Source organism: Pseudomonas sp. NPDC089547, assembly GCF_050280665.1.
GTDB lineage: Bacteria > Pseudomonadota > Gammaproteobacteria > Pseudomonadales > Pseudomonadaceae > Aquipseudomonas.
On record NZ_JBNNVS010000001.1, the window covers coordinates 245,776 to 272,388 of the forward strand.

Annotated in this window: 21 protein-coding genes; 12 read left to right on the plus strand and 9 right to left on the minus strand. The window is 62.4% G+C overall.

Going from position 1 to position 26,613, the window contains the following annotated elements; all coding sequences use genetic code 11:
• Positions 1–151 precede the first annotated feature (151 nt).
• The 4 genes from zwf to ACQKPZ_RS01080 all read left to right on the plus strand — a co-directional run bounded on the left by zwf (position 152) and on the right by ACQKPZ_RS01080 (position 3,931).
• Positions 152–1,621: a glucose-6-phosphate dehydrogenase gene (zwf, locus tag ACQKPZ_RS01065; protein WP_391124761.1), complete on the plus strand. Its 1,470-nt coding sequence runs from the start codon at positions 152–154 to the stop codon at positions 1,619–1,621.
• Entirely contained in the window at positions 1,608–2,321 is a 714-nt protein-coding gene (gene pgl / locus ACQKPZ_RS01070; RefSeq protein ID WP_427535023.1) for a 6-phosphogluconolactonase, read from the plus strand. The genes zwf and pgl overlap by 14 nt, the downstream gene beginning before the upstream one ends.
• Positions 2,322–2,338: 17 nt before the next feature.
• The gene (locus ACQKPZ_RS01075) at positions 2,339–3,019 is read left to right on the plus strand and encodes a bifunctional 4-hydroxy-2-oxoglutarate aldolase/2-dehydro-3-deoxy-phosphogluconate aldolase (RefSeq protein WP_049275724.1); all 681 of its coding nucleotides are present in this window, start codon (positions 2,339–2,341) and stop codon (positions 3,017–3,019) included.
• A gap of 168 nt (positions 3,020–3,187) precedes the next feature.
• Positions 3,188–3,931: a monalysin family beta-barrel pore-forming toxin gene (locus tag ACQKPZ_RS01080; protein WP_427535025.1), complete on the plus strand. Its 744-nt coding sequence runs from the start codon at positions 3,188–3,190 to the stop codon at positions 3,929–3,931.
• 55 nt (positions 3,932–3,986) lie between these two features.
• On the opposite strand, the gene leuA is transcribed toward ACQKPZ_RS01080, so the two are convergent.
• The 4 genes from leuA to ACQKPZ_RS01100 all read right to left on the minus strand — a co-directional run bounded on the left by leuA (position 3,987) and on the right by ACQKPZ_RS01100 (position 9,374).
• Positions 3,987–5,660, minus strand: coding sequence for a 2-isopropylmalate synthase (gene leuA, locus ACQKPZ_RS01085; RefSeq protein ID WP_198752585.1), 1,674 nt, complete (start codon positions 5,658–5,660; stop codon positions 3,987–3,989).
• 423 nt (positions 5,661–6,083) lie between these two features.
• Positions 6,084–6,911: a peptidoglycan DD-metalloendopeptidase family protein gene (locus ACQKPZ_RS01090; protein WP_427535027.1), complete on the minus strand. Its 828-nt coding sequence runs from the start codon at positions 6,909–6,911 to the stop codon at positions 6,084–6,086.
• A 3-nt stretch (positions 6,912–6,914) separates the two neighbouring features.
• Complete coding sequence (gene xseA / locus ACQKPZ_RS01095) at positions 6,915–8,294, minus strand: exodeoxyribonuclease VII large subunit (RefSeq protein WP_427535028.1); 1,380 nt, start codon at positions 8,292–8,294, stop codon at positions 6,915–6,917.
• Between the two features lie 201 nt (positions 8,295–8,495).
• Positions 8,496–9,374: a LysR family transcriptional regulator gene (locus ACQKPZ_RS01100; RefSeq protein WP_427535030.1), complete on the minus strand. Its 879-nt coding sequence runs from the start codon at positions 9,372–9,374 to the stop codon at positions 8,496–8,498.
• Positions 9,375–9,471: 97 nt separating this feature from the next.
• Between ACQKPZ_RS01100 and ACQKPZ_RS01105 the strand changes: the two genes are divergently transcribed.
• From ACQKPZ_RS01105 to guaA, 4 genes are all read left to right on the plus strand, one after another.
• The gene (locus ACQKPZ_RS01105) at positions 9,472–10,227 is read left to right on the plus strand and encodes a sulfite exporter TauE/SafE family protein (RefSeq protein WP_427535032.1); all 756 of its coding nucleotides are present in this window, start codon (positions 9,472–9,474) and stop codon (positions 10,225–10,227) included.
• A gap of 46 nt (positions 10,228–10,273) precedes the next feature.
• A complete protein-coding gene (locus ACQKPZ_RS01110) occupies positions 10,274–10,831 on the plus strand; it encodes a sugar ABC transporter ATPase (protein ID WP_427535034.1) in 558 nt (185 codons plus the stop codon).
• 86 nt (positions 10,832–10,917) lie between these two features.
• Positions 10,918–12,387 carry an IMP dehydrogenase gene (gene guaB, locus ACQKPZ_RS01115; protein ID WP_016713074.1) on the plus strand — a complete coding sequence of 490 codons (1,470 nt, stop codon included), beginning with the start codon at positions 10,918–10,920 and terminating at the stop codon, positions 12,385–12,387.
• Between the two features lie 78 nt (positions 12,388–12,465).
• On the plus strand, positions 12,466–14,043 hold the full coding sequence (guaA, locus tag ACQKPZ_RS01120) for a glutamine-hydrolyzing GMP synthase (protein WP_427535035.1): 1,578 nt from the start codon (positions 12,466–12,468) through the stop codon (positions 14,041–14,043).
• 45 nt (positions 14,044–14,088) lie between these two features.
• On the opposite strand, the gene ACQKPZ_RS01125 is transcribed toward guaA, so the two are convergent.
• On the minus strand, positions 14,089–17,013 hold the full coding sequence (locus ACQKPZ_RS01125) for a membrane-targeted effector domain-containing toxin (RefSeq protein WP_427535037.1): 2,925 nt from the start codon (positions 17,011–17,013) through the stop codon (positions 14,089–14,091).
• 199 nt (positions 17,014–17,212) lie between these two features.
• On the opposite strand from ACQKPZ_RS01125, the gene ACQKPZ_RS01130 reads away from it, so the two are divergent.
• Both ACQKPZ_RS01130 and tadA read left to right on the plus strand, forming a co-directional pair.
• The gene (locus ACQKPZ_RS01130; RefSeq protein WP_427535039.1) at positions 17,213–18,595 is read left to right on the plus strand and encodes a multicopper oxidase family protein; all 1,383 of its coding nucleotides are present in this window, start codon (positions 17,213–17,215) and stop codon (positions 18,593–18,595) included.
• On the plus strand, positions 18,595–19,074 hold the full coding sequence (gene tadA / locus ACQKPZ_RS01135) for a tRNA adenosine(34) deaminase TadA (RefSeq protein ID WP_391124792.1): 480 nt from the start codon (positions 18,595–18,597) through the stop codon (positions 19,072–19,074). The genes ACQKPZ_RS01130 and tadA overlap by 1 nt, the downstream gene beginning before the upstream one ends.
• Before the next feature lie 111 nt (positions 19,075–19,185).
• Here the strand turns inward: tadA and mltF are convergent, their stop codons facing one another.
• Positions 19,186–20,643 (minus strand): membrane-bound lytic murein transglycosylase MltF, encoded by a 1,458-nt coding sequence (gene mltF, locus ACQKPZ_RS01140; protein ID WP_427535168.1) that lies wholly within the window; start codon positions 20,641–20,643, stop codon positions 19,186–19,188.
• A gap of 360 nt (positions 20,644–21,003) precedes the next feature.
• On the opposite strand from mltF, the gene purL reads away from it, so the two are divergent.
• Positions 21,004–24,903, plus strand: a complete 3,900-nt coding sequence (purL, locus tag ACQKPZ_RS01145) for a phosphoribosylformylglycinamidine synthase (RefSeq protein WP_391130452.1) — start codon at positions 21,004–21,006, stop codon at positions 24,901–24,903.
• A 3-nt stretch (positions 24,904–24,906) separates the two neighbouring features.
• Positions 24,907–25,218 carry an NGG1p interacting factor NIF3 gene (locus ACQKPZ_RS01150; RefSeq protein WP_427535041.1) on the plus strand — a complete coding sequence of 104 codons (312 nt, stop codon included), beginning with the start codon at positions 24,907–24,909 and terminating at the stop codon, positions 25,216–25,218.
• A gap of 103 nt (positions 25,219–25,321) precedes the next feature.
• Here ACQKPZ_RS01150 and tatC read toward each other — a convergent pair whose 3' ends face one another.
• The 3 genes from tatC to tatA are packed head-to-tail and all read right to left on the minus strand — an operon-like array spanning position 25,322 to position 26,603.
• On the minus strand, positions 25,322–26,083 hold the full coding sequence (gene tatC / locus ACQKPZ_RS01155; RefSeq protein WP_403203222.1) for a twin-arginine translocase subunit TatC: 762 nt from the start codon (positions 26,081–26,083) through the stop codon (positions 25,322–25,324).
• Positions 26,080–26,370 carry a Sec-independent protein translocase protein TatB gene (tatB, locus tag ACQKPZ_RS01160; RefSeq protein ID WP_300025220.1) on the minus strand — a complete coding sequence of 97 codons (291 nt, stop codon included), beginning with the start codon at positions 26,368–26,370 and terminating at the stop codon, positions 26,080–26,082. The genes tatC and tatB overlap by 4 nt, the downstream gene beginning before the upstream one ends.
• Complete coding sequence (tatA, locus tag ACQKPZ_RS01165) at positions 26,370–26,603, minus strand: twin-arginine translocase TatA/TatE family subunit (protein WP_403203221.1); 234 nt, start codon at positions 26,601–26,603, stop codon at positions 26,370–26,372. Before tatA ends, tatB begins: the two co-directional genes overlap by 1 nt.
• Positions 26,604–26,613 lie beyond the last annotated feature (10 nt).

Sequence of the window (26,613 nt, forward strand, 5' to 3'; positions counted from 1 at the left end):
TTGCACAGTCGTCTATCGTACTGTCGGTGCGGGTGGCGCACCACTTGTCTGTAATACTTATGTGCGATGTTGTGGTTTTTACTACATTATCCCTTGAAAACCGTATGTGAAAGCGGTATTCCTAGACCAACTTTAGGAAAGAACCTACATCATGGCTGCGATCAGTGTCGAACCTTGCACCTTTGCCCTGTTTGGCGCCCTTGGCGACCTGGCATTGCGCAAGCTGTTTCCTGCGCTCTATCAGCTCGACCGTGCCAACCTGCTGCACCCGGACAGCCGCCTGCTGGCGCTGGCCCGCGAGCCGGGTAGCGCGCAGGAGCACCTGAACAGCATCGAAGCCCATTTGCGCCGGCATGTACCCGAGGCCGATATCGAGCCTGCCGCATTGGGCCGTTTCATGGCCCGGCTAGGCTACCAGCACCTGGATTTTCTCCAGCCCGAGGGTTACCAGGCACTGGCCGAGCAACTGCCGGGCGAGCAGCCGCTGATCGCCTACTTCGCCACGGCGGCGGCGGTATACGGGGCCATCTGCGAAAACCTCGACAAGGCGGGGCTGGCTGCACGCACCCGGGTTGTACTGGAAAAGCCCATTGGCCACGACCTGGAGTCGTCGCGCCGGGTCAATGATGCCGTGGCACGGTTCTTCCCCGAGGGCCGGGTCTACCGCATCGACCACTACCTGGGCAAAGAGACGGTGCAGAACCTGATTGCCCTGCGCTTCGCCAACAGCCTGTTCGAAACCCAGTGGAACCAGAATTCCATCTCCCACGTAGAGATCACCGTCGCCGAAAAGGTTGGTATCGAAGGCCGTTGGGGCTATTTCGACAAAGCCGGCCAGCTGCGTGACATGATCCAGAACCACCTGCTGCAGCTGCTGTGCCTGATCGCCATGGACCCGCCCAGCGAGCTGTCTGCCGATGCCATTCGTGACGAGAAGGTGAAGGTGCTCAAGGCCCTGGCACCGATCACAGGCGACGGGTTGAGCACCCGAGTGGTGCGTGGCCAGTACATTGCCGGCTACAGCGAAGGCAAGCCGGTGCCCGGCTACCTGGAGGAAGACAACGCCAACGCCCAGAGCGACACCGAAACGTTCGTCGCCCTGCGCGCCGACATTCGCAACTGGCGCTGGTCGGGTGTGCCGTTCTACCTGCGTACCGGCAAGCGCATGCCGCAAAAGCTGTCGCAGATCGTCATCCACTTCAAGGAAACGCCACACTACATCTTTGCCCCGGAACAGCGTTTGCAGATCGGTAACAAGCTGATCATCCGCCTGCAACCGGACGAAGGCATTTCTTTACGGGTGATGACCAAGGAGCAGGGCCTGGACAAGGGCATGCAGCTGCGCAGTGGCCCCTTGCAACTGAATTTTTCCGACACCTGGCGCAGCGCACGTATTCCGGATGCCTACGAGCGGCTGTTGCTCGAGGTGATGCGCGGCAACCAGAACCTGTTCGTGCGCAAGGACGAAATCGAATATGCATGGAAATGGTGCGACCAGTTGATCGCCGGCTGGCGTAACGCGGGCGATGCGCCCAAGCCTTACGCGGCGGGCTCCTGGGGGCCAATGAGCTCGATTGCATTGATCACACGCGATGGGAGGGCGTGGTATGGGGATATCTGAACTGACGCTGCCAGCAACCGTGAAGGTTCACGACCTGGCGAACGCCAAGGCGCTGGCTGAAACCCTGGCCCATGACGTGGCCGAACGGCTGCATGCAGCTATTGCTGCCAAGGGCCAGGCTTGCGTGGTGTTGTCCGGTGGCCGCAGCCCGGTGCCGTTCCTGGAGAAGCTGGCCAGCGAAACCTTGGACTGGAGCAAGGTCACCGTCAGCTTGGCGGATGAACGCTGGGTACCGGTGGAGCACGCCGACAGCAACGCTGGGCTGTTGGCCCGTCACTTGCTGAAGGGGGCGGCCGCCAAGGCCCGTTTCGTTGGGCTTTACCAACAGGCAGAGAACCTTGATGCAGCTGCGCTGAAGGCCGAGCAAGCCTTGGCCGGGTTGCCGCCCATCGACGTGCTGGTGCTGGGCATGGGCGACGACGGCCATACCGCTTCGCTGTTCCCGGCCAGCCCCAACCTGGAAGCCGGCCTGGACCTGGCCAGCCAACGTCGCTGCCTGCCGTTGCTGGCGCCGAGCGTGCCCCACCAACGCCTGTCCATGACCCGCTCGCTGCTGGCCAGCGCTGCCTTTACCGCGCTGTCCGTGCAAGGGCCGGGCAAACTCGCTACCCTGCGCGCCGCGCTGGCTGGCAACGACCTTACTGAAATGCCGATTCGCGCTTTTCTTCACGACCCCCTGGACATCTACTGGTGCCCATGAGCCAAGGATCCACTGTCATGACCACCCTCGAACGCCCACAGCCCAAGCTCTCGATGGCCGACAAGGCCGCCCGGATCGACGCCATCTGCGAAAAGGCGCGCATCCTGCCGGTAATCACCATCGCTCGTGAGGAAGACATCCTGCCGCTGGCTGATGCCTTGGCCGCAGGCGGTATCCGTACCCTGGAAGTGACCCTGCGTTCGCAGCATGGTCTCAAAGCGATCCAGGTACTGCGTGAGCAGCGCCCGGAATTGTGCGTAGGGGCAGGCACCGTGCTGGATCGCAGCATGTTCGCTGCGGTCGAGGCGGCCGGTGCGCAGTTTGTCGTTACCCCGGGCATCACCCAGGACATTCTCGAAGCCGGGGTCGACAGCGAAATACCGCTGCTGCCAGGCATCAGCACGCCGTCCGAAATCATGATGGGTTACGCCCTGGGCTATCGCCGCTTCAAGCTGTTCCCTGCCGAAATCAGCGGCGGCGTGGCGGCAATCAAGGCCTTTGGCGGCCCGTTCGGCGATATTCGCTTTTGCCCAACCGGCGGCGTGAACCCGGCCAACGTGCGTAACTACATGGCATTGCCCAATGTGATGTGCGTAGGCGGCACCTGGATGCTCGACAGCAGCTGGATCAAGAACGGCGACTGGGCGCGGATCGAGGCGTGCAGTGCAGAGGCGATGGCGCTGCTGGACGCCAACTGAATTTGTTGTGTGCTGCAACGGCTGAGGGGCGCTTGGTCGGCGCCCCTTTTTTTATGGGCGTTTTTTGTGTGAACGGGCAGCAGGTGCATGAAGCCTTTCCCGATTATTGAACCGGGGGGTGACAATTACGATGGCGCTTCAATCTTGAGTGTAACGGAGGGGCGCCGCATGAGCTTCATCGATAAAGAAATGATCAGGACGATTGGCGATTTTCCTCATAAGCGCGGGGCTTATGAAATAGAAACGTATCTGTATGGTTTTGACGGCAAGGTTAATCCTGGGTGCTGGCTGTTTGGTGACACGGTGTATGGTGACATGTATCTCGTCAACCAGAACTGGGGTACTTACTCTACACCGATACTGGCGTATCTGGAGTATGTGGGTATGGCGCGGGTCCCCAGTAGCGTAACGCACACCGAAGAAGTGGCAACGGTGGAAGGTTATAGCCGCTCGTTTTCCTCTTCTCTGGAAACCGAGATCACCCTGGGAGCAGGCTTTCTGGGGAGTGTGGTGGGGGGGAAGCTGACATCCACTACGACCGAGGGCATCAGTAACTCGAGTTCGCGCACCCAAAAAGTTGAGATGGAAGGGCCGGGCATCTTTAACTTCTATCAGATGCACATAGTCTATGCACATTGTGTAACGGGTGCCGGAAACTTCGCAGACTTCTTCAAATACGCAAAAACCAAAACCTACTCCAAGGCAGGCAGAGAGGACAGGGAGGACCTGTGCATCCTGACCTCGATTGCGACCAGTTCGATCATCACTGTCGCGGCTGAAAACTCGGTGAAGCCGCTCGGGTGGGAGGAAATTCAAGAGGCAACATTGATGAAAGGCCATGATTTCCCTGGAAATAGTGGCCGATGGATATTCAATTACGGCGCATACCATACGCCCGGCAATCGCTACTAAATTCGGGCACAAAAAAACCGCATCCCAGATGCGGTTTTTTTGTGGGTGGAACCTGTCAGGCCGCCTTGGCTTCCTGCTGGCTCAGCGAGCGGTTCAGTGCACTGAACAGTGCCTTGAAGCTGGCCGTGGTGATGTTTTCATCAATGCCTACACCATGCACCGGGCGGCCGCCGGCTACGCGCAGTTCAATGTAGGCCGCAGCCTTGGCATTGGTACCAGCACCAATGGCGTGCTCGTTGTAGTCCATGATTTCAACCGAAATCGGCAGGCCGGCTACCAGGGCTTCCAGGGCACCGTTGCCCTTGCCGCGCCAGTGCAGGGTGGTTTCACCTTCGCCCGCCACTTCCACTTCCACGGCGCTGTGGCCGTTTTCTTCCTGCAGGCGGTGGCTGACCAGTGCATACGGTGCGTTGGCCTGGAGGTATTCCTTGTGCAGCAGGCTGTAGATCTGCTGGGCGGTCATTTCCAGGCCAAGGCGGTCGGTTTCACCCTGTACCACCTGGCTGAACTCGATCTGCATGCGGCGTGGCAGGCTGATGCCGTATTCCTGTTCGAGCAGGTAGGTAATACCGCCTTTGCCCGACTGGCTGTTGACGCGGATCACCGCCTCGTAGCTGCGACCGATGTCGGCCGGGTCGATCGGCAGGTACGGCACCTCCCACAGTTCGCCTTCCTGCTGCTTGGCGAAGCCCTTGCGGATGGCGTCCTGGTGCGAGCCGGAAAACGCGGTGTGGACCAGGTCGCCCACATACGGATGACGTGGGTGCACCGGCAACTGGTTGCACTCTTCGACTACCTTGCGCACGCCATCGATGTCGGAGAAGTCCAGCAGCGGGTCGATGCCCTGGGTGTAGAGGTTCAGTGCCAGGGTCACCAGGTCGACGTTACCGGTACGCTCGCCATTGCCGAACAGGCAGCCTTCGGCGCGGTCGGCACCGGCCATCAGGCCCAGTTCGGTGGCAGCAATGCCGGTGCCACGGTCGTTATGGCAGTGCAAGCTGATAATCACGCTGTCGCGACGGCTGACGTTGCGGCAGAACCATTCGATCTGGTCGGCGTAGATGTTCGGCGTGGACACTTCCACGGTGGCCGGCAGGTTGAGGATGATCTTGTGCTCAGGCGTCGGGTTCCACACCTCGATGACCGCGTCGCAGACTTCCTTGGCGAACTCCATTTCGGTGGCGCTGAAGGTTTCTGGCGAGTACTGGAAGGTCCAGTGGGTTTCCGGCTGCTGGGCGGCGTACTTGACGAACAGCTTGGCCGCGTTCACCGCGATATCCTTCACGCCTTGCTTGTCCTGATTGAAGACAATGCGGCGGAACGACGGGCTGGTGGCATTGTACAAGTGCACGATGGCTTTCTTGGCACCGCGCAGCGATTCGAAAGTGCGGGCGATCAGGTCTTCACGGGCCTGGGTGAGCACCTGGATGGTGGTGTCGTCCGGGATATGGCCGTCTTGAATGAGGGTGCGCACGAAGTCGAAGTCGGTCTGCGAGGCAGACGGGAACGAGGCTTCGATTTCCTTCACGCCCACCTGCACCAGAGTCTTCCAGAAGCGCAGCTTCTTCTCCGAATCCATCGGCTCGATCAGCGACTGGTTGCCATCACGCAGGTCAGAGCTGCACCAGATAGGCGCGGCGGTGATGGTTTTCGACGGCCAGGTACGGTCAGGCAGGTCGATGGTCGGGAAGGCGCGGTATTTCTTCGAAGGGTCTTTGAGCATGGTCATGGAAGCAATCCTTTTGTGTGCGGCCGAGATCGGGCCTGCCGAGCGATAACGAGATGAAGAGGCGAGGCGACGCGATTCAGCCTGGTAGTCGGGCGCTGACCAGGCAGAGGCTGCGATGTTGTCGGAGCAGGATGAGGGTGCTGAAGGTTTTCATGCCTTCAAACTTAACCAGTGAGATGGGGGATGGCAAGCGTTCGGGGAAAATTGAGAGGAATGCTTAAAAAAAGCATGTTTGCGAGATTTTATGGCTAGTATTTTCCGATAGCTTATTTATTTTTGCGTAGTATTTTTCGATGGCGCAACACCGTGACCTTGATGATGGCAGTGCTGGCCTCTTCGCGGGTGAACCCGCTCCCACAGGGTCACGCTGTACCTGTGGGAGCGGGTTCACCCGCGAAGAGGCCGGCACAAGCACTACAAATCTCAGGGCTGGAACGCACCAATGAATATCGCCGGATCCACCCGCGCATCATTCAGGCTGACATTCCAGTGCATGTGCGGCCCGGTAGCCCGCCCGGTCGAGCCAACGCGCCCGACCACCTCGCCCCGGCGCAGCTGCTGCCCCACCTGCACATCGATCTTCGACATGTGGCAGAACATGCTGATGAACCCCTGCCCATGGTCGACAAACACGGTGCGGCCATTGAAGAAGTAATCCCCCACCAGAATCACCTTGCCATTGGCCGGGGTCTTGATCGGCGTGCCCGCGGGCACCGCGAAGTCCAGGCCGGCATGCGGGTTGCGTTCTTCGCCATTGAAGAAGCGGCGAACGCCAAACTTGCTCGATAGCGGGCCGTTGACCGGCTTGTCGAGGATCAGGTTGCTCGGCAGGGCAGGGCTGAAGCTGCGGTAGGCCTTGATCTGCTCGGCCAGTTCACGGTCGATACGCTTGAGGTCGGCGGGGTTCGGGTTGACCTGGCGGGTGTTCTTCAGCGTGATGCGCTGTTCCGGGTACTTCTTGCTCCCCACGCTGAAGGGCAGTGTGCGGCCGCCTTGATTCAGCACGGCAGTGCCGGGCTTTTGCGTCAGCGGGATGCCAACGATGGCCAGCCAGGTGTCCTGCTCCTTTACCACCAGCACCGGCTTGCCGTCGAACCGGGCGCTGGGCGCGCTGGCAGCCGGGCCCAGGTCGACCACGGCCACGCCGCCAGGCACCGGTTTGTTCAGTGCGCGGGTGATGTAACTGGCCTGGGCGCCACCGGCGAGCAGCAAGAGGGAGAGGGCAAACAGGGGCGCGAGCAGGCGGGGCATGTGTCAGTCCAGTAGTGAGAGGGTGACCGGGGTCAGGTGGTTGTCTTCGACCCGCACCCGCAGTTCGCCTTCGTTCAGGCGCGCAGTCAGGCGCTGGCCGTTGCGGGTTTGCTCGGCGCTGCGGATGGCCTGGCCTTGCTCGTCCAGCAGGATGCTGTAGCCACGGGCGAGGGTGGCCAGCGGGCTGACCACTTGCAAGGTTTGCAGCTGGGCCTGGAAGCGTTGGCGACGGTCTTTGAGCACTTCGCGCATGGCCCGTGGCAGGCGCTCGGCCAGGCTGTCCAGGCGCTGGCTCAGCAGTTTCAGGTTGCGCCCCGGGTGCTGTGCGGCCAGGCGCGTGTCCATGCGGGCCAGGCGCTCGCGGCGCTGGCTGAGGCCGAGCATGAACGCCCGGCGCAGGCGCATGTCCAGATCGTCCAGGCGCTGGGCCTGCTGGCGCAGGCGTTCGCCTGGGTGGCGCAGGCGCCGGGTCAGTGACTCCAGGCGCAGCCGGTCGTGGGTCAGGCGGTTCTGCATGCGCAGCAGCAGGCGCCGTTGCAGGCCGTCCAGTCGTTGCTGCAAGCCGCTGTTGTCAGGGGCCAGCAATTCGGCGGCGGCAGATGGTGTGGGGGCGCGTACATCGGCCACGAAGTCGCTGATCGACACATCGGTTTCATGGCCCACGGCGCTGACGATAGGCGTGACACAAGCGGCTATGGCACGCGCCACGGCTTCTTCGTTGAAGCACCACAGGTCCTCCAGCGAACCACCCCCGCGGGCCAGGATCAGCGCATCGAAACCAAGGCTGTCGGCCAGGCGAATCGCGCGCACGATCTGCGCGATGGCTTCGCGCCCCTGCACCGCCGTGGGGATCAGATTCAGTTCCACCTGCGGGGCACGTCGGCCGAACACGCTGATGATGTCGCGGATCACGGCGCCGGTAGGCGAGGTGATGATGCCGATCCGTTGTGGGTGAGCCGGTAGCGGCTTTTTGCGTTCAGTGCTGAACAGCCCCTCGGCACTGAGCTTTTCCTTCAAAGCCTCGAAGGCCAGACGCAGTGCGCCGTCACCCGCCGGTTCGACGGTGTCGAGAATCAGCTGGTAGTCGCCACGCCCTTCAAACAGCGAAACCTTGCCACGCACCCGCACCGCCAGGCCATCACGCAGGGCCTGGCGCACCCGCGTGGCGTTCTGCCGGAACAGCGCACAGCGCACTTGGGCGCCGCTGTCCTTGAGGGTGAAGTACATGTGGCCGGACGCCGGGCGGGCGAGGTTGGAGATTTCGCCTTCCACCCACACGCTGCGGAACACGTCTTCCAGCAGCACCCGGGCGCGGCCGTTGAGTTGGCTGACGGTAAGGACCTCACGGTCCAGGCCGAGTCGTTCGAAGGGGTCTTTGATCATGGCGGGCATCATAAAGGACATCGGCCCCTGTAGTCAGCCTCGTCCCTGCTTCAGGCATATCGCGGTCGTTGTAGGAGCGGCCTTGTGTCGCGATGGGCTGCGCAGCAGCCCCGGCAATTCATGCTGCGAAGCTGAGAACCTGGGGCTGCTGCGCAGCCCATCGCGACACAAGGCCGCTCCTACAGGGGCCGTGCTCTCGCCTCAATCTTTCATCGCAGCCACGAACTGGCGCACCATCTGCCCCGCATCCCGCCGACAAGCCAGCGCCACGGTACTCTCACAGCCCCCCTCCAGCGCCACGAAGCTGACCGAAGCCGGCGCAATCTCACGCATGCATGCCGGCAACAGCGCCACCCCGAACCCCGCTTGAATCAGCTGCAACTGCGTAGTCTTGCGTGACAGCACTTGCGCCGCCTGCGGGAAAAACCCCGCCTCCATGCACAACGAGGCTGACAGGTAACTCAACCCGCCGCGGTCCCGGTGTGGAATGGAGATAAAGCGCTCTTCACGCAACTGCTCAAGCTTCACCTGCGCCGCGTCAGCCAGCGGATGCCCAGCGGCAACCGCCAGCAGCAGCAGCTCGCTGAACAGTTCATGCAGCACCACGCCCTCATGTTGGCGCAAAACCGGCAAACGCAGCAGGCCGATATCCAGCCGCCCAGCCGCAATATCCTCCAGCTGCACTTCCGACGACTGCTGGGCGATCTCCAGCGAAACCCCTGGGTTGTCTTTCAGGTAGCTGCCCAGGCGAGCCAGTAGCGTGCCGGTCAGCGGCACGGTACTGGAATGGTTCAGGCGCAGGCTGCCTTCCAGCCCTTGCCCAATGTCGCGGGTAACCCGCTCGGCCTGTGCCAGGTCGGCCAGCAGTCGCCGCGCCCGTTCAAGAAAGGCCTGGCCGGCCAGTGTCAGGCGTGGCAGGCGCGCGGTGCGTTCAAACAGTGGCGTGCCCAGTTGCTGCTCCAGCTCCTTTATCTGCCGGCTCAGCGCCGACTGGGCGATGTATAGCCGTTCGGCGGCGCCGCTGAAGCTGCCGCACTCGGCGATTTCCACGAAGTAACGCAACTGGCGGATTGACGTCATGTCATGCCTTTTCGAGATAGCTGTGGCGATAAAGGCATATTAGTCGGCATGGCTTGCAGGTGGCTAACCTTTGCCTGTCTTCCGTGGAATTGCTGCCATGCTCACCGAACTGTCTTTTACCGGCCTTGAATGGCTGCCCATCCTGCTCGGCGTCGGGGTCGCCTACATCGTCTTTGGTATCGCCGGTTTCGGTACCGCGCTGGTGGCCGGCCCGGTGCTGATCCACTTCATGCCGTTGTCGCGGATCATTCCGCTGCTGGTGCTGCTCGACTTCGTCGCGGCCTTGGGCAACCTGCTGCCTTCGCGCCGCGATGTGGTGCGCGGCGAGTTGCTGCGGCTGTTGCCGTTCATGGCCATTGGCTGCACATTGGGCGTGGTGTTCCTGTTGCAGTTGAAGTCCGATTTGTTATTGCTGTTGATGGGCCTGTTCGTCACGGCCTATGCGCTGTATGGCCTGGCGGTGAAAGTGCGGCCGGCGCACCTGTCCGGCTTCTGGGCCGTGCCGATGGGCACCGTAGGTGGGCTGTTCGGCGCTTTGTTCGGCAGTGGCGGCTTTCTGTACGCCCTGTACCTGAGCGCCCGGCTGGACGCAAAGGAACAAGTGCGCGCCACCCAGAGCGCGCTGATCAGCTGTAGTACGGTTGTGCGCCTGTCGCTGTTCCTGGTCGCTGGCGTTTATGCCGACCAGCGTCTGCTGCTACTCGCTGCCTGCCTGCTGCCGGTGATGTTCATCGGCCTCTGGGTCGGGCGCCGGCTGACCCACCGGTTGTCCCGCGAAGCCTTTGTACGCCTGGTCACCTGGCTGGTACTGGCCAGCGGCCTGGCGCTGATCGGTCGCTACCTGAGCGGCTGAGCTGTAGAATTGCAGGATTACCGCAGTCTGCAGGCCCGCTTCGTTCATGAATACCCAGAGCATCATCGTCCCCAAGCTGTCCACCGTCGAGGTGCACGAAGCCCGTGCCCGCGCCATCCTGCGCTGGCTGGTGCGCGAGAAGGTCGTCGAAGAGCAACTGACTACCTGCGGGCGCACTGGCAACCGCATGGGCCATGCCCTGGCGGCGGGCGCGCGCAAGGTAGCCCTGCATCCTGAAAAGCTGCCGTTTGGCGAGCAGGTCAATGGCCTGGAAGTGATGCTCAAGCGTTGCATCTATACCCCGACCGAGGGGTTCCTCGAGGAAGCCGGCTGCCCGGAGTGCCGCCGCGAAGTGGGCGAGCCGCTGTTCGAAAGCCTTGAAGAGTGGACCCCGGCAGTGAGCGACAACTTCACCTGCCCGCTGTGTGGCCATGAAGATGACATCAATGGCTTCATTTTTCTGCAGTCATGTGCCTTTTCCAACCTGGGGTTCATCTTCAACAACTGGGGCGAGGCCGGGTTTACCCAGGCCTTTCTCGACAGCTTCGCCGACTGGCTCGACCAGCCGGTGGCCGTGGTGCAGGTAAAACTGCCACAAGGCTGACCGAAGGCCCTTATTTTGCATTGAGCGGCGCGCCGTGCATGAGTATAATGGCGCGCTTCCATTTTTCCCGCCCGGGAGCCCCCGCGATGCTGCGTATCAGCCAAGAAGCCCTGACCTTCGACGATATCCTCCTTGTACCTGGCTACTCCGAGGTACTGCCCAATGAAGTCAGTCTCAAGACCCGTTTGACTCGTGGCATCGAGCTGAACATTCCGCTGGTTTCCGCCGCCATGGATACCGTGACCGAAGCGCGTCTGGCCATTGCCATGGCCCAGGAAGGCGGTATCGGCATCATCCACAAGAACATGACCATCGAACAGCAGGCCGGCGAAGTGCGCAAGGTCAAGAAGTTCGAGGCTGGCGTGGTCAAGGACCCGATCACCATCGACGCCGACGCCACCGTGCGCGACCTGTTCGACCTGACCCGCCTGAACAACATCTCCGGCGTACCGGTACTGGCGAACGGCGACCTGGTCGGCATCGTCACCTCCCGTGACGTGCGCTTCGAAACCCGTCTGGACGCCAAGGTCCGCGACGTGATGACGCCGAAAGAGCGCCTGGTCACCGTCCGCGAAGGCGCCGACAAGAACGAAGTCCGCGAGCTGCTGCACAAGCACCGCCTGGAAAAAGTCCTGATCGTTGACGACAAGTTCAACCTCAAGGGCATGATGACCGTCAAGGACATCGAAAAAGCCAAGGCCTACCCGCTGGCGAGCAAGGACGACCAGGGTCGCCTGCGCGTTGGCGCTGCCGTCGGTACCGGCAAGGACACCGGCGAGCGCGTTGCCGCGCTGGTTGCCGCTGGCGTTGACGTGGTGGTTGTCGACACCGCACACGGTCACTCCAAAGGCGTTATCGACCGCGTTCGCTGGGTGAAGGAAACCTACCCGCAAGTGCAGGTGATCGGCGGCAACATCGCCACTGGCGCTGCTGCCAAGGCCTTGGCCGAAGCCGGCGCGGACGCCGTCAAGGTCGGTATCGGCCCAGGCTCGATCTGCACCACCCGCATCGTTGCCGGTGTCGGCGTGCCGCAAATCAGCGCCATCGCCAACGTTGCCGCGGCACTGGAAGGCACTGGCGTGCCACTGATCGCCGACGGCGGCATCCGCTTCTCCGGTGACCTGTCCAAGGCCATTGTTGCCGGTGCTTCCTGCGTGATGATGGGTTCGATGTTCGCCGGTACCGAAGAGGCCCCGGGTGAAGTCGAGCTGTTCCAGGGCCGTTCCTACAAGGCCTACCGCGGCATGGGCTCGCTGGGTGCCATGGCTCAGGCGCAAGGCTCGTCCGACCGCTACTTCCAGGACTCCTCGGCCGGCGCCGAGAAGCTGGTACCGGAAGGTATCGAAGGCCGTGTTCCTTACAAGGGCGCCCTGGCCGCGATCATCCACCAGCTGATGGGCGGCCTGCGTTCGTCCATGGGCTACACCGGCAGCGCAACCATCGAAGAGATGCGCACCAAGCCGGAATTTGTACGCATCACCGGTGCCGGCATGGCCGAGTCCCACGTGCATGACGTGCAAATCACCAAAGAAGCCCCTAACTACCGCGTAGGTTAAGGCTTCCAGCAATATAAGGATGCGGGGCTGTCACGACAGCCCCGCGTCGTTTCCGATTTCCACTGACGAGATTGAGTCATGGCCCTCGACATTCACGCTCACCGCATCCTGATCCTCGATTTCGGTTCCCAGTACACCCAGCTGATCGCCCGCCGCGTGCGCGAAATCGGCGTGTACTGCGAACTGCACCCGTTCGATATGGACGACGAAGCGATCCGCGAATTCAACCCGCGCGGCATCATCCTCGCTGGCGGCCCCGAGTCGGTCCACGAAGCCAACAGCCCGCGCGCCCCGCAGGCCGTGTTCGACCTGAACGTTCCGGTACTGGGCATTTGCTACGGCATGCAGACCATGGCCGAGCAGATGGGCGGCAAGGTCGAAGGTTCCGACCTGCGTGAGTTCGGTTACGCCCGTGTAGACGTGGTCGGCAAGAGCCGCCTGCTCGACGGCATCGAAGACCACGTAGACGACGACGGCGTACTGGGCCTGGACGTGTGGATGAGCCACGGCGACAAGGTCACCCAGATGCCGGGCAGCTTCCACGTACTGGCCAGCACCCCAAGCTGCCCGATCGCCGGCATGTTCGACGACAGCCGCGGCTACTACGGCGTGCAGTTCCACCCCGAAGTGACCCACACCAAGCAGGGCGGTCGCATCCTGTCCCGCTTCGTGCAGGACATCTGCGGCTGTGAAGCCCTGTGGACCCCGTCCAACATCGTCGAAGACGCCATCGCCCAGGTGCGTGAGCAAGTCGGTTCGGCCAACGTCCTGCTGGGCCTGTCCGGCGGCGTCGACAGCTCCGTTGTTGCTGCGCTGCTGCACCGCGCCATCGGCGACCAGCTGACCTGCGTATTCGTCGACAACGGCCTGCTGCGCCTGCACGAAGGCGACCAGGTGATGGCCATGTTCAAAGAGAACATGGGCGTCAAGGTTATCCGCGCCGACGCTGAAAAGCAGTTCCTCGACAACCTGGAAGGCGAAGCGGACCCGGAGAAGAAGCGCAAGATCATCGGCCGTACCTTTATCGACATCTTCGATGCCGAAGCCAGCAAGCTGGACAACATCCAGTTCCTTGCCCAGGGCACCATCTACCCGGACGTGATCGAGTCGGCTGGCGCCAAGAGCGGCAAAGCCCACGTGATCAAGTCGCACCACAACGTTGGTGGCCTGCCGGAAGAGATGAACCTCAAGCTGGTCGAGCCGCTGCGTGAGCTGTTCAAGGACGAAGTGCGCAAGATCGGCCTGGAACTGGGCCTGCCGTACGACATGGTCTACCGCCACCCGTTCCCGGGCCCGGGCCTGGGCGTGCGCATCCTGGGTGAGGTGAAGAAGGAATACGCCGACATCCTGCGTCGTGCCGACCACATCTTCATCGAAGAACTGCGCAAGGCCGACTGGTACCACAAGACCAGCCAGGCGTTCGTGGTGTTCCAGCCGGTCAAGTCGGTTGGTGTTGTTGGCGACGGCCGTCGCTACGCCTGGGTCGTGGCCCTGCGTGCCGTCGAGACCGTGGACTTCATGACCGCGCGCTGGGCACACCTGCCGTACGAGCTGCTGGAAACCGTCAGCGGCCGTATCATCAACGAAATCGACGGCATCTCGCGCGTTACCTACGACGTGTCGAGCAAGCCGCCAGCCACTATCGAGTGGGAATGAGTTGAGCCGCAGGGGCGCCGAAAGGCGCCCTTGTTGTTTTGGCGCTTATCGACGCATATAGCTCAAGCCCCGGTGCTCCAGTGCTGAGCGTATCTCCTGCAAGTTGTGCAATCGACGTCCGCTGATCCAAGGCCAGTTCGGTCTGTCGAGGTAGAGCCTGGAGCCTTCCTGAATGATGGGCGTGTACTTCAGTTGCCCATCATTGCTGCGGTGAATCAGCTTGAGTTGGCCATCTATCGTGTCGAAGGTGAACGCCCCTTTGTTGCACAGCAGGGTTTCCAGTGGGGCGTCACTCGCCTTGCTGGTGCTGATGGGCACTTGCAGGCGCAGGTCACCCTTGAGGTTCCGCACGCTCAGGTCGTCCTGGTCGATCACCGTGCGCCCTGGGTCGGCTTCGACGCCGCCGAGGCTTCCAACCGCAACATCTTCGACGCGCAAGCCGATTGCCCCTTGCAGTTCACTGACCCCCACAACACCCTCGAACGTGTTGGAGTGGGAATTGCCCATCAATGCGACCCATTTGCCCTGCCCCCGCGTTGCTTGATCGGCCTGGATGATCTCGTGGGCATAGAAGTTCATCATCTGCTGCCTGATCACAGGTGAAGGCGACCTGTCCCAGGCTTGGCGATAACTGGCCATGCAATCGATCGACTGGATACGAATGCCTTCTTTTTGAGCAGCACGCAATACATTCAGGAACGAGTAGCGGCCGGTAAGATCAATACCAAAGCCATCGTCCAGCGCCTTCACGTAGTCTTTCAACGCAGCAGGCATATCGCCGCTGGCATGGAACAGGTCGAGGTCGGCTTGTTGGAAGTCGGTCATGAAATGCTCCAGGTACAGGACCTTGACCTTGGTTTTTTTCAGGTGCGGCATATTGTCGATCAGGAAGGCTTTGCTGCCCAGTTGAGAATGGCCTTCGCCGATCACCAGGCCATCGCTGTTTTCATAAACGCTGCGAATCAGCTGCTTCGGGCTGGCCTCACGGGGCAGCTGCGGGAGGGTGGGCCTTGCCGGTAGTTCCACAGACGTCATGTACTGTTGCGCGTCGTCCGCCAGCAAATCGCGCAGCTTCCTGAATTCGGCCAGTGCGTTGTCCGTAGTCGGGTCCATGGTGATCATGATGCCGCTCAGCAAGCGTTCCTGGCCGGGAGCCACTGCGATGGGGTTCAGCGTGGAGCGCAGTGCGTCAGGTATTTCGTAGGGCGTCGGTGCAAGCGCTGCGGGTGCTGCGGATGCATTTTTGCCCCACAACGCAAGCAGCTTGCGGGGCAGGGCCCCACCCGCCAGGCCGGCGCGTTTTACTGGCTGCCACTGACCCGCGGCGTCCATGCGGATGGGCACGTTGCGATAGAAGGAGTATGGGTTTTCGGGGTCAATCACGACCCAGCTTTTCATTTCTCTGACGTAGCGTACCTGGTAGGGCAGGTCGTCAATCAATGCGTAGAAATTACCGTCTTGTACATGGATACCTGCAAGGTCGCCGCTGCCAGGGGGGCTGTGCAGGACGGCGTTGGACTCGAAGGTTGCCAGCAGGTCGGCATCCTGCGTGGGCCTGAAAGGCGTCGGTATCCAGTTTTCCATTTGTGCGGGCGAGGCCAGGGCTTGCTCGTCCTCGGCGGCGAGCGGCTCCTCGGGTGAAATGCCAGTCAGGTCTTCATCGACGCCAGGGCCTGTTGCGCCGGCGAGCAATGTGGCGTTGAACAGCACATCGATTGCCGCGAAAACAGCACCGATAACCCCGGCTTGGCGTTCGCTGGTGGTATGGCCATTGATGGCCTGGTCGATATTCAACCCCATGTCTGCCAGCCCTGCGCCGACTGCCGCCAGGGCCACGGGCCAATCCAGTGCGGCAAGTGGGCCAAAGACCTTGCCAAAGGCTTTGAGGTCGCCAATCCACAGTTGCTTGCGCAAGTCGCTGTTGGAGCGCAGGGCAAAGTGGGCGTCGTCGGTCATGCGTTTGCGCGCGGCGTCACGCAGGTGGCTGAAGGCATCTGCCGAAAGGGTCCTGTCCAGTTGGTTCAGGCATTTATGGTCGTCGCCTCCCCAATGGTAGAAAAGCAGGTCGATCATGTGATTCAACCCTGCGTTACCGTTGAGTTCAGCCCGGGACGACAGCGGGAAGTGGCTCATGAAGCGCGCCCGGTTGTCGGGCTGGTTGGTGTGAATCAGCACCCACCAGTAAAGCGTCTTGCGGTCGGCGAACAGGTGGAGGGCATCGACTTCCCCCGGGGTGTAAAGCAATTGCCGACCATCTGGCAGGACTATTCGCAAGAAGTCGCTGGCCACATGGCCACCAATGTCGAACGTGCATACGCGAAACCCAGCCGTGGCAGGATGCTCTTCGCGCAGTTGCTCGAGCGAGGGCCGGCCCAGGTCATGACCCGTGATCGCCCGGGCCACCTGGCGGGCGCATTGGGCCAGGTCGCTGGCAGCATCCGCGGCGCATGTTTCCAGCACCTTGGCGAGGAAATTGACTTTGATCAGCGTGCGGAAGTTATCTGCATGCTCATGCCAGAACGCGTTCAAATGCTGGTGGTATGTGTAGCTGAAGTCGATGGCCCAGAAATCTTCCAGCACATCCTTGGGTGCGAGCGGCACTTCGTTGTGTTCGTCATACGCCTCAGCCCCTGGGCCTTCAGTGTAAAAGCCGGCGAGGTAGCTGAGCAGGTCACTGTTGTTCTGGTCATTCGTGTCGAAGCGGTGCATCACCAGTTGGGGCAATGTGAAGGACTGGTACGGCGCATCAAGATGCTGCCAGCCGCTGAACGTTCTTGGGCTGCTTTGTGCTGTCATGAAACGATTGAGGTGGACGTGGTCCGGATCCAGTTGGCCATGACCGTGTTTGTTCAGAATGCCGATTGCCGTTTCGCGCGCCATCTGCCGCATGTCCGGGCAGGCGCTGACCAGTGGGTGGGCCAGGTCACGCAGTTGTTGTTCTGCTTCAGATACCTGTATCTGCTGTGCCATGAGGGCTACCTTGCTGTTATCGAGCGGCCGAGCCTGAACGAGCAACCTGTGCGGTTGGCGGTAGTTATGTATCCGCAGGGCTTGCACGCCGTGACAACACTTCACTTAATCTTTCCCATTTGCGGGTGTATCGTATTCGCCCTTCATCGCCAGCCATTGCTGGCAGCTTGATTGCGCAGAACACGAGGTACCCGCACCGATGTCCTTCACCCGTCGACAAATGCTCAAAGGTCTTACCGGCCTGGTTGTGGTTGGCCTGGGCGCCGGTGGCGCGGCGCGTTACTGGCTGGGCAAGGTCGAAGATGACAATGCCGGGCATGATTACGAGCTGATCGCGGCGCCACTGGACGTCGAGCTGGTGCCGGGCTACAAGACCGAGGCCTGGGCCTTTGGCCCCTCGGCGCCGGGCACCGAGTTGCGCGTGCGCCAGGGCACCTGGCTGCGGGTTCGCTTCATCAACCACCTGCCGGTGGAAACCACCATCCATTGGCACGGCATCCGCCTGCCGCTGGAAATGGACGGCGTACCGTATGTGTCGCAGCTGCCGGTCAAGCCTGGCGAGTACTTCGACTACAAGTTCCGCGTACCGGACGCCGGCAGCTACTGGTACCACCCGCATGTCAGCAGCTCCGAGGAACTGGGGCGCGGCCTGGTCGGGCCGCTGATCGTCGAAGAGCGTGAGCCGACCGGCTTCGAGCATGAGCGCACCCTTAGCCTGAAGAACTGGCACGTGGACGAGCAGGGCGCCTGGCTGCCTTTCAGCATCCCGCGCGAGGCTGCCCGCAACGGCACTGCCGGGCGCCTGATCACCATCAACGGCCAGGCCGACTCGGTTACCGAACTGCCGGCCGGCCAGGTGGTGCGTGTGCGTTTGCTCAACCTGGACAACACCTGGACCTACCGCATCAACCTCAAGGGCAACTGCGAGGCGAAAATCTATGCCCTCGACGGCAATCCGGTGACCCCACGCCCATTGGAAGATGAGTACTGGCTGGGCCCCGGCATGCGTATTTGCCTGGCAATCCGCATTCCCGAGGCGGGCGAGGAAATCTCCCTGCGTGACGGCTTCGTGCGCCTGGGCACCTTGCGTTCGGTGGCCAGCAACGACGCGCCGAGTGACTGGCCGCCGGCGCTGCCGCCTAACCCGATCGCCGAGCCGGATCTGGAGAATGCCGAGAAGCTGAACTTCAACTTCGAGTGGGCGGCCAAAGTCTCTGTCACCACTGACCCGGACAAACCGTCGAGCATGTGGCAAATCAACGGTCAGGCCTGGGACATCACCGACAAGACCTGCGCCGACCGCCCCATCGCCACCCTGAAAAAGGGCAAAAGCTACATCTTCGAGCTGAAGAACATGACCCAGTACCAGCACCCGATCCACCTGCACGGCATGAGTTTCAAGGTGATCGGCTCCAACCGCCACGACATCAAGGAGCCGTGGTTCACCGACACCTACCTGCTGGGCAAGAACGAGCGCGCCCAGGTGGCGCTGGTGGCGGATAACCCGGGTACCTGGATGTTCCATTGCCACGTCATCGACCACATGGAAACCGGCCTGATGGCCGCGATTGCGGTGGTCTGATGCGCCCGCAGATCATTGATCGCAGCCGCGATCAGGAATTCATGCGCCTGGCCCTGGCCTTGGCCGCCGAAGGCGCGACCATGGGCGAGGTGCCGGTGGGGGCGGTGTTGGTGCAGCATGGGCAGGTGATTGGCCAGGGCTTCAACCGGCCGATCATCGACAGCGACCCGAGTGCGCATGCCGAGATGGTGGCCATTCGCGCAGCAGCGAAATCAGCCAGCAATTACCGGCTGCCGGGCAGCACCCTGTACGTGACCCTGGAACCGTGCAGCATGTGCGCGGGGCTGATCGTGCATTCGCGGGTGATGCGCGTGGTATATGGCGCCCTGGAGCCGAAGGCGGGGATTGTGCAGAGCCAGGGGCAGTTCTTTGGCCAAGGCTTCCTGAACCACCGGGTGATGGTGGAGGGCGGGGTGCTGGCAGAGGAGTGCGGGCAGATCCTGAGTGACTTCTTCAAGGCTCGCCGGGCCAAGGGTTAACCTGTAGCGGCCTCTTCGCGGGCACGCCCGCTCCCACAGGAATACCACCGCTCGTGGAACCTGTGCTGTACTTGTGGGAGCGGGCGCGCCCGCGAAGAGGCCAGCACAGGCCTACATCGGCGGTGACTGGTCTGCCGGCTTGTCCTTGTTCACCCCAGGTACATGCAGGTTGCCCTCGGCCACCTGGCCTTCGAGCTGCGGCTGGGTCACCCAGGTGAGGATGTCGTAGTAGCGGCGGATGTTGGCCACGAAGTGCACCGGCTCACCGCCACGGGCATAGCCGTACTTGGTCTGCCGATACCACTGCTTCTGCGACAGGCGCGGCAGCATCTTCTTCACGTCCAGCCACTTGTTCGGGTTGAGCTTCTCGCGCTTGGCCAGGGTACGGGCATCTTCCAGGTGGCCGCTGCCTACGTTGTAGGCCGCCAAGGCAAACCAGGTGCGATCCGGCTCCTGGATACTGTCGTCCAGTTCAGCCTTGATCTTCATGAAGTACTTGGCACCACCCTGGATGCTCTGCCTGGGGTCCAGGCGGTTGGACACACCCATGGCCTGGGCGGTGCGCTGGGTCAGCATCATCAGGCCACGCACGCCGGTCTTGGAGGTGACCTCCGGCTGCCACATCGACTCCTGATAGCCGATGGCGGCCAGCAGGCGCCAGTCCACCTGCTCGACCTTGGCGTAGCTCTTGAAGTGCTTTTCGTACTTGGGCAGGCGCTGCTGCAGGTGTTGGGCGAAGGTGTACGCCCCAACATAGCCCAATACGTCGACATGGCCGTAATAACGGTCTTTCAGACGCTGAAGAGTGCCGTTCTTCTGCGCCTTGTCGAGAAATTCGTTGATCTCGTTAAGCAGGCTGTTGTCTTCGCCCGCTGCCACTGCCCAGCGCTGGTCGCGGGTGTCGCCCACGTCAAAGGCAACGCGGACGTTGGGGAAGTACACCTGGTTCATCGACAGCTCGTTGGAGTCGACCAGGGTCAGGTCGATCTGGCCTTCGTCGACCATGCGCAGCAGGTCGACCACTTCCACGGCATCCGACTCTTCATATTCCAGGCCAGGGTTCTGCTTTTTCAGCTCGGCCAGAAGGTCGGCATGGCTGCTGCCTTTGAGCACCATGATTTTCTTGCCGACCAGGCCCTTGGCGTTGGTCGGGCGTGGGCGGCCGTTGCGGTAGATGACCTGTGGGGTCACTTCCAGGTAAGGGTGCGAGAATTTTGCCTGCGCCGCGCGCCGCTCGCTGCTGACCAGGCCAGCGGCTGCAAGCACGGGGCCGGAAGGTTTGCCAAGGTCGTCGAACAATTCGTCGAGATTGTCGGCGGTCTCGATCTCCAGCTTCACGCCGAGATCGTCGGCGAAATGCTTGACCAGCTCGTACTCGAAGCCGGTTTCGCCGTTACGGTCCTGGAAGTAGGTGGCCGGGCTGTTGCGGGTGATGACGCGCAGCACGCCATCCTCCTTCACGCGCTCCAGGGTGCTGGGTTTTTCAACGCAGGCACCGAGCAGCAGAAAGAGTCCGGTTGCGAAAAGCCATTTGGCGCAACGCTGGCGCAAAGCAGTGTGGGCGAACATAGGTTGCAGTATACGCAAAGGACCGGCCCAACCATATCTCGACAACTGTTAGCTTGTCTGGTAGCGCTTTATGTGCAATGTCAGCTTCTTCACTTTCCTGTAGGAGCGGCCTTGTGTCGCGATGGGGCGCGTAGCGGCCCCAGAATCTCGGCCCCCGCACAAATCGCCGGGGCTGCTGCGCAGCCCGTCGCGACACAAGGCCGCTCCTACAAGGACTGTGCGATGTTGATGGTTTTTTTCTGACTCGCAAGTCCGGTTCCACCGCCCGGCAGCCGTGGCGTAGAGCGGGTGCCGAAAGCCATCGAATTAGGCTAGAATGCACGGCCTCTAAGCACACCCCTTCCTGAGGCTGTCCCGACGATGTTGATCCTGCGCGGCGCTCCTGCCCTTTCTGCCTTTCGCCACGGTAAATTACTCGAGCAACTGAGCCAGAAAGTCCCCGCTGTTACTGGTTTGTATGCCGAATTCGCCCACTTCGCCGATGTCGACGGCGAGCTGACCGCCGACCAGCAGCAGGTGCTGGGCCGTCTGCTCAAGTACGGCCCGAGCGTGCCGGTACAGGAGCCGACCGGCCGACTGTTCCTGGTCGTACCGCGCCTGGGCACCATTTCGCCCTGGGCCAGCAAGGCCAGCGACATCGCCCACAACTGCGGCCTGCAGTCGATCCAGCGCCTGGAGCGCGGCATCGCCTACTACGTTGCCGGCACCCTGAGCGACGCTGACGCTGCATTGGTCGCCGCCGAACTGCACGACCGCATGACCCAGCGTGTGCTGGCTCAGCTGGAGCAGGCGGCCGACATGTTCAGCCACGCCCAGCCCAAGCCGATGACCTCGGTGGACATCCTGGCCGGTGGCCGTGACGCGCTGGCCAAGGCCAACATCGACCTGGGCCTGGCCCTGGCAGAAGACGAGATCGACTATCTGGTCAATGCCTTCCAGGGCCTGAAGCGCAACCCGAACGACATCGAACTGATGATGTTCGCCCAGGCCAACTCCGAGCACTGCCGCCACAAGATCTTCAACGCAAGCTGGGACATCGACGGCCAGGCTCAGGACAAGAGCCTGTTCGGCATGATCAAGAACACCTACCAGATGCACAACGAAGGCGTCCTGTCTGCCTACAAGGACAACGCCTCGGTCATCGTCGGTAACGTGGCCGGCCGTTTCTTCCCGAACCCTGAAACCCGCCAGTACGGCGCGGTGCAGGAGCCGGTGCACATCCTGATGAAGGTGGAAACCCACAACCACCCGACTGCCATTGCCCCGTTCTCCGGCGCCTCCACCGGCTCCGGCGGCGAAATCCGCGACGAGGGCGCTACCGGCCGTGGCGCCAAGCCCAAGGCTGGCCTGACCGGCTTCACCGTGTCCAACCTGCGCATTCCGGGCTTCGAGCAGCCATGGGAACAGGCCTACGGCAAGCCGGAGCGCATCGTCGACGCCCTCGACATCATGATCGAAGGCCCACTGGGCGGCGCTGCGTTCAACAACGAATTCGGTCGCCCGGCCCTGACCGGTTACTTCCGTACCTTCGAGCAGGCCATCAACACCCCGCACGGCGAAGAAGTGCGCGGCTACCACAAGCCAATCATGCTGGCCGGTGGCATGGGCAACATCCGTGAAGACCACGTGCAGAAGGGCGAGATCACCGTCGGCGCCAAGCTGATCGTGCTCGGCGGCCCGGCCATGCTGATCGGCCTGGGCGGCGGCGCCGCTTCGTCGGTGGCGACCGGTGCCAGCTCGGCAGACCTGGACTTCGCCTCGGTACAGCGCGAAAACCCGGAAATGGAGCGCCGTTGCCAGGAGGTCATCGACCGCTGCTGGCAGCTGGGCGACGCCAACCCGATCGCCTTCATCCACGACGTTGGCGCCGGTGGTATCTCCAACGCCTTCCCGGAGCTGGTCAACGACGGTGGCCGTGGTGGCCGCTTCGAACTGCGTAACGTGCCCAACGACGAGCCGGGCATGGCCCCGCACGAAATCTGGAGCAACGAATCGCAAGAGCGTTACGTGCTGGCTGTCAGCGCGGTCGACTTCGAGCGTTTCCAGGCCATTTGCGAGCGTGAGCGTTGCCCGTTCGCCGTGGTCGGTGAAGCCACTGAAGAGCCGCATCTGACTGTAAGCGACAGCCACTTCGGCAACACCCCGGTGGACATGCCGCTGGACGTGCTGCTGGGCAAACCGCCGCGCATGCACCGTTCGGTTACCCGCGAAGCCGAGCTGGGCGATGACTTCGACCCAAGCAAGCTGGACCTAGACAACGCCGTGCAGCGCGTGCTCAGCCACCCGGCCGTGGCCAGCAAAAGCTTCCTGATCACCATCGGCGACCGCACCATCACCGGCCTGGTTGCCCGCGACCAGATGGTTGGCCCGTGGCAGGTACCGGTGGCCGACTGCGCCGTCACCGCCACCAGCTTCGACGTCTACACCGGTGAAGCCATGGCCATGGGCGAGCGTACCCCGCTGGCACTGCTGGATGCCCCGGCGTCCGGCCGCATGGCGATCGGCGAAACCCTGACCAACCTGGCCGCTTCGCGCATCGAGAAGCTGTCCGACATCAAGCTGTCGGCCAACTGGATGTCCGCTGCCGGTCACCCGGGTGAAGACGCCCGCCTGTACGACACTGTCAAGGCTGTCGGCATGGAGCTGTGCCCGGAGCTTGGCATTACCATTCCGGTCGGCAAAGACTCGATGTCGATGAAGACCAAGTGGAGCGACGAGGGCGTCGAGAAGAGCGTCACTTCGCCGATGTCGCTGATCATCACTGGCTTCGCCCCGGTCACCGACATCCGCAAAACCCTGACCCCGCAACTGCGCATGGACAAGGGCGAAACCGACCTGATCCTGATCGACCTGGGCCGCGGCAAGAACCGCATGGGCGCCTCGATCCTGGCCCAGACCCACGGCAAGATCGCTGCCCAGGCACCGGACGTCGACGACGCCGAAGACCTCAAGGCCTTCTTCGCCGTAATCCAGGGCCTGAACGCCGACGGCCACCTGCTGGCCTACCACGACCGCTCCGACGGCGGCCTGGTCACCACCGTGCTGGAAATGGCCTTTGCCGGCCACTGCGGCCTTGACCTGCACCTCGACCCGCTGACCGACAGCAAGGGCGACGTGCCGGCCATCCTCTTCAACGAAGAGCTGGGTGCAGTCATCCAGGTTCGCCAGGATGCCACCCCGGACGTGCTGGCACAGTTCAGCGCTGCTGGCCTGGGCGAAGGCTGCGTCGCGGTGATCGGCAAGCCGGTCAACAACGGCGAAGTGTCCATCAGCCTGAACGGCGAAGTGCTGTTCGACGACGACCGGCGCATGCTGCAGCGCCAGTGGGCTGAAACCAGCTATCAAATCCAGCGCCTGCGCGACAATGCCGACTGCGCCGACCAGGAATTCGACCTGCTGCTCGAGGAAGACAACCCGGGCCTGTCGGTGAAGCTGGGCTTCGACGTCAACGACGACATCGCCGCACCGTACATCAAGAAGGGCGTGCGCCCGCAAGTGGCCATCCTGCGCGAGCAGGGCGTCAACGGCCAGGTCGAGATGGCTGCTGCGTTCGACCGCGCCGGCTTCGCTGCCATCGACGTGCACATGAGCGACATCCTTGCTGGCCGTGTCGACTTCGAAGCCTTCAAGGGCCTGGTTGCCTGTGGTGGCTTCTCGTACGGTGACGTGCTGGGTGCCGGTGAAGGCTGGGCCAAGTCGGCGCTGTTCAACGCCCGTGCCCGCGACGCCTTCCAGGCCTTCTTCGAGCGTACCGACAGCTTCGCCCTGGGCGTGTGCAACGGTTGCCAGATGATGTCCAACCTGCACGAGCTGATCCCGGGCACCGAGTACTGGCCGCACTTCGTGCGTAACCGCTCGGAGCAGTTCGAAGCCCGTGTGGCCATGGTCGAGGTGCAGAAGTCCAACTCGATCTTCCTGCAGGGCATGGCCGGTTCGCGCATGCCGATCGCCATCGCCCACGGCGAAGGCCATGCCGAGTTCGCCAGCGAAGAAGCATTGCTGGAAGCTGACGTGTCCGGTTGCGTGGCCCTGCGCTACGTCGACAACCACGGCAAGGTCACCGAAGCCTACCCGGCCAACCCGAACGGCTCGCCGCGTGGCATTACCGGCCTCACCAGCCGCGACGGCCGCGTGACCATCATGATGCCGCACCCGGAGCGTATGTTCCGCGCCGTGCAGAACTCCTGGCGCCCGGATGAGTGGCAGGAAGATGCCGCGCTGATGCGTATGTTCCGCAATGCGCGGGTATGGGTGAACTAAGGCGTGTACAAGCTCGCCTTCTTCGTCCCCGCCAGCCATGTCGAAGTGGTCAAGGCCGCTGTGTTCGCCGCGGGTGGCGGGCGCATCGGTGACTATGACCACTGCGCCTGGCAAACCCTGGGCCAGGGCCAGTTCCGCCCGTTGAGCGGCAGCCAGCCGTTCCTCGGGCAAGCGGGCCAGGTCGAGGTGGTGGAGGAGTGGAAGGTGGAGCTGGTGGTGGCAGACGCGCTGATCGCTCAGGTCGTCGCTGCGCTCAAGCAGAGCCACCCGTACGAGACGCCAGCCTACGAAGTCTGGCGGCTCGCCGAGTTCTAGGCCGCATCAAGGCTATTCGCGGGCACGCCCGCTCCCACAGGTATTTCACAGGTCCTGAACCTAGTGATATCCCTGTGGGAGCGGGCGTGCCCGCGAAGAGGCCCTACAACCCAGCGACAATCTCCTTGCCAGGCTCAGGCCGCTTCAACATTCCACAAGCCAGCAACCCCACCTCGAACAGCACCCACATCGGCACCGCCAACATCGTCTGCGAAAACACATCCGGCGGCGTCAATATCATCCCCACCACAAAGCACCCGACGATCACGTAGGGCCTGCTGCGCCGCAACGTGGCCACATCCGCCAACCCCACCCAGACCACGATAAACGTCGCCACCGGGATCTCGAACGCCAGGCCGAACGCCAAAAACAGCGCCAGGATAAAGTCCAGGTACTGGCTGATATCGGTCATCATCGCCACGCCGTCCGGCGTCACGCTGGCAAAGAAGCCGAACATCATCGGGAACACCAGGAAGAACGCGAAGGCCATGCCGCCGTAGAACAGCACGATGCTCGACACCAGTAGTGGCAGGGCAATACGCCTCTCACGGCGGTACAGCCCCGGCGCCAGAAAACCCCAAGCCTGGTGCAGCAGCAGCGGCATGGCCACGAACAGCGCGCACATCGCCGTCAGCTTGAACGGCGTGAGAAACGGCGAGGTAACGCTGGTGGCGATCATGCTCGCGCCTTCTGGCAAAAAACGCCGTAGCGGCTCGGATATCAGCGTGTACAGCGTCTGGGCAAAGGGGAACAGGCCGGCAAACACCAGCGCCACCAGCGCCAGGCAACGCACCAGGCGTTTGCGCAGGTCACGCAGGTGTTCGGTCAGCGGCATGCTGGCCGCCGGGTCCATGGCAATACTCATGAGGCGTTTTCCTTGGGGGCGGCGACCGTGGCGGCATCATTGGCCGGCTCCGTGTTCAGGCTGATGCCTTGGCGGATTTCTTGTTCCAGGCGCTGCAACGGCGCGCTGTCGAGGTTGGGCAGCTCGATCTCGCGTTCAACCTGCGTGCGCAAGGCATGCATGGCCCGGCGCGCCTGGCCAAGGCCGCGGCCCAGGGTGCGCGCTGCCACTGGCAGGCGCTCCGGGCCCAGCACCAGTAGCGCGACGACGCCGACCAGCAGCAACTCGCTGAAGCCTACCTCGAACATCAGGCCTGACGATCCGCTTGGGGTTGTTGCGTGGCCTGGCCGTTTAGCGGGGCCTGTTGCTGTACTTGCGGCTGGCCAGGGGCATCGACGTCGTTGTCACCGCCCATGGACTTGCGAAAACCCTGGATCGCCTCGCCCACATCGCTGCCCAGGCCCTTGAGGCGCTTGGTGCCAAACAGCAGGAACACGATCAGCAATACGATCACCAGTTGCCAGATTCCAATGCCACCCATTGCGACCACT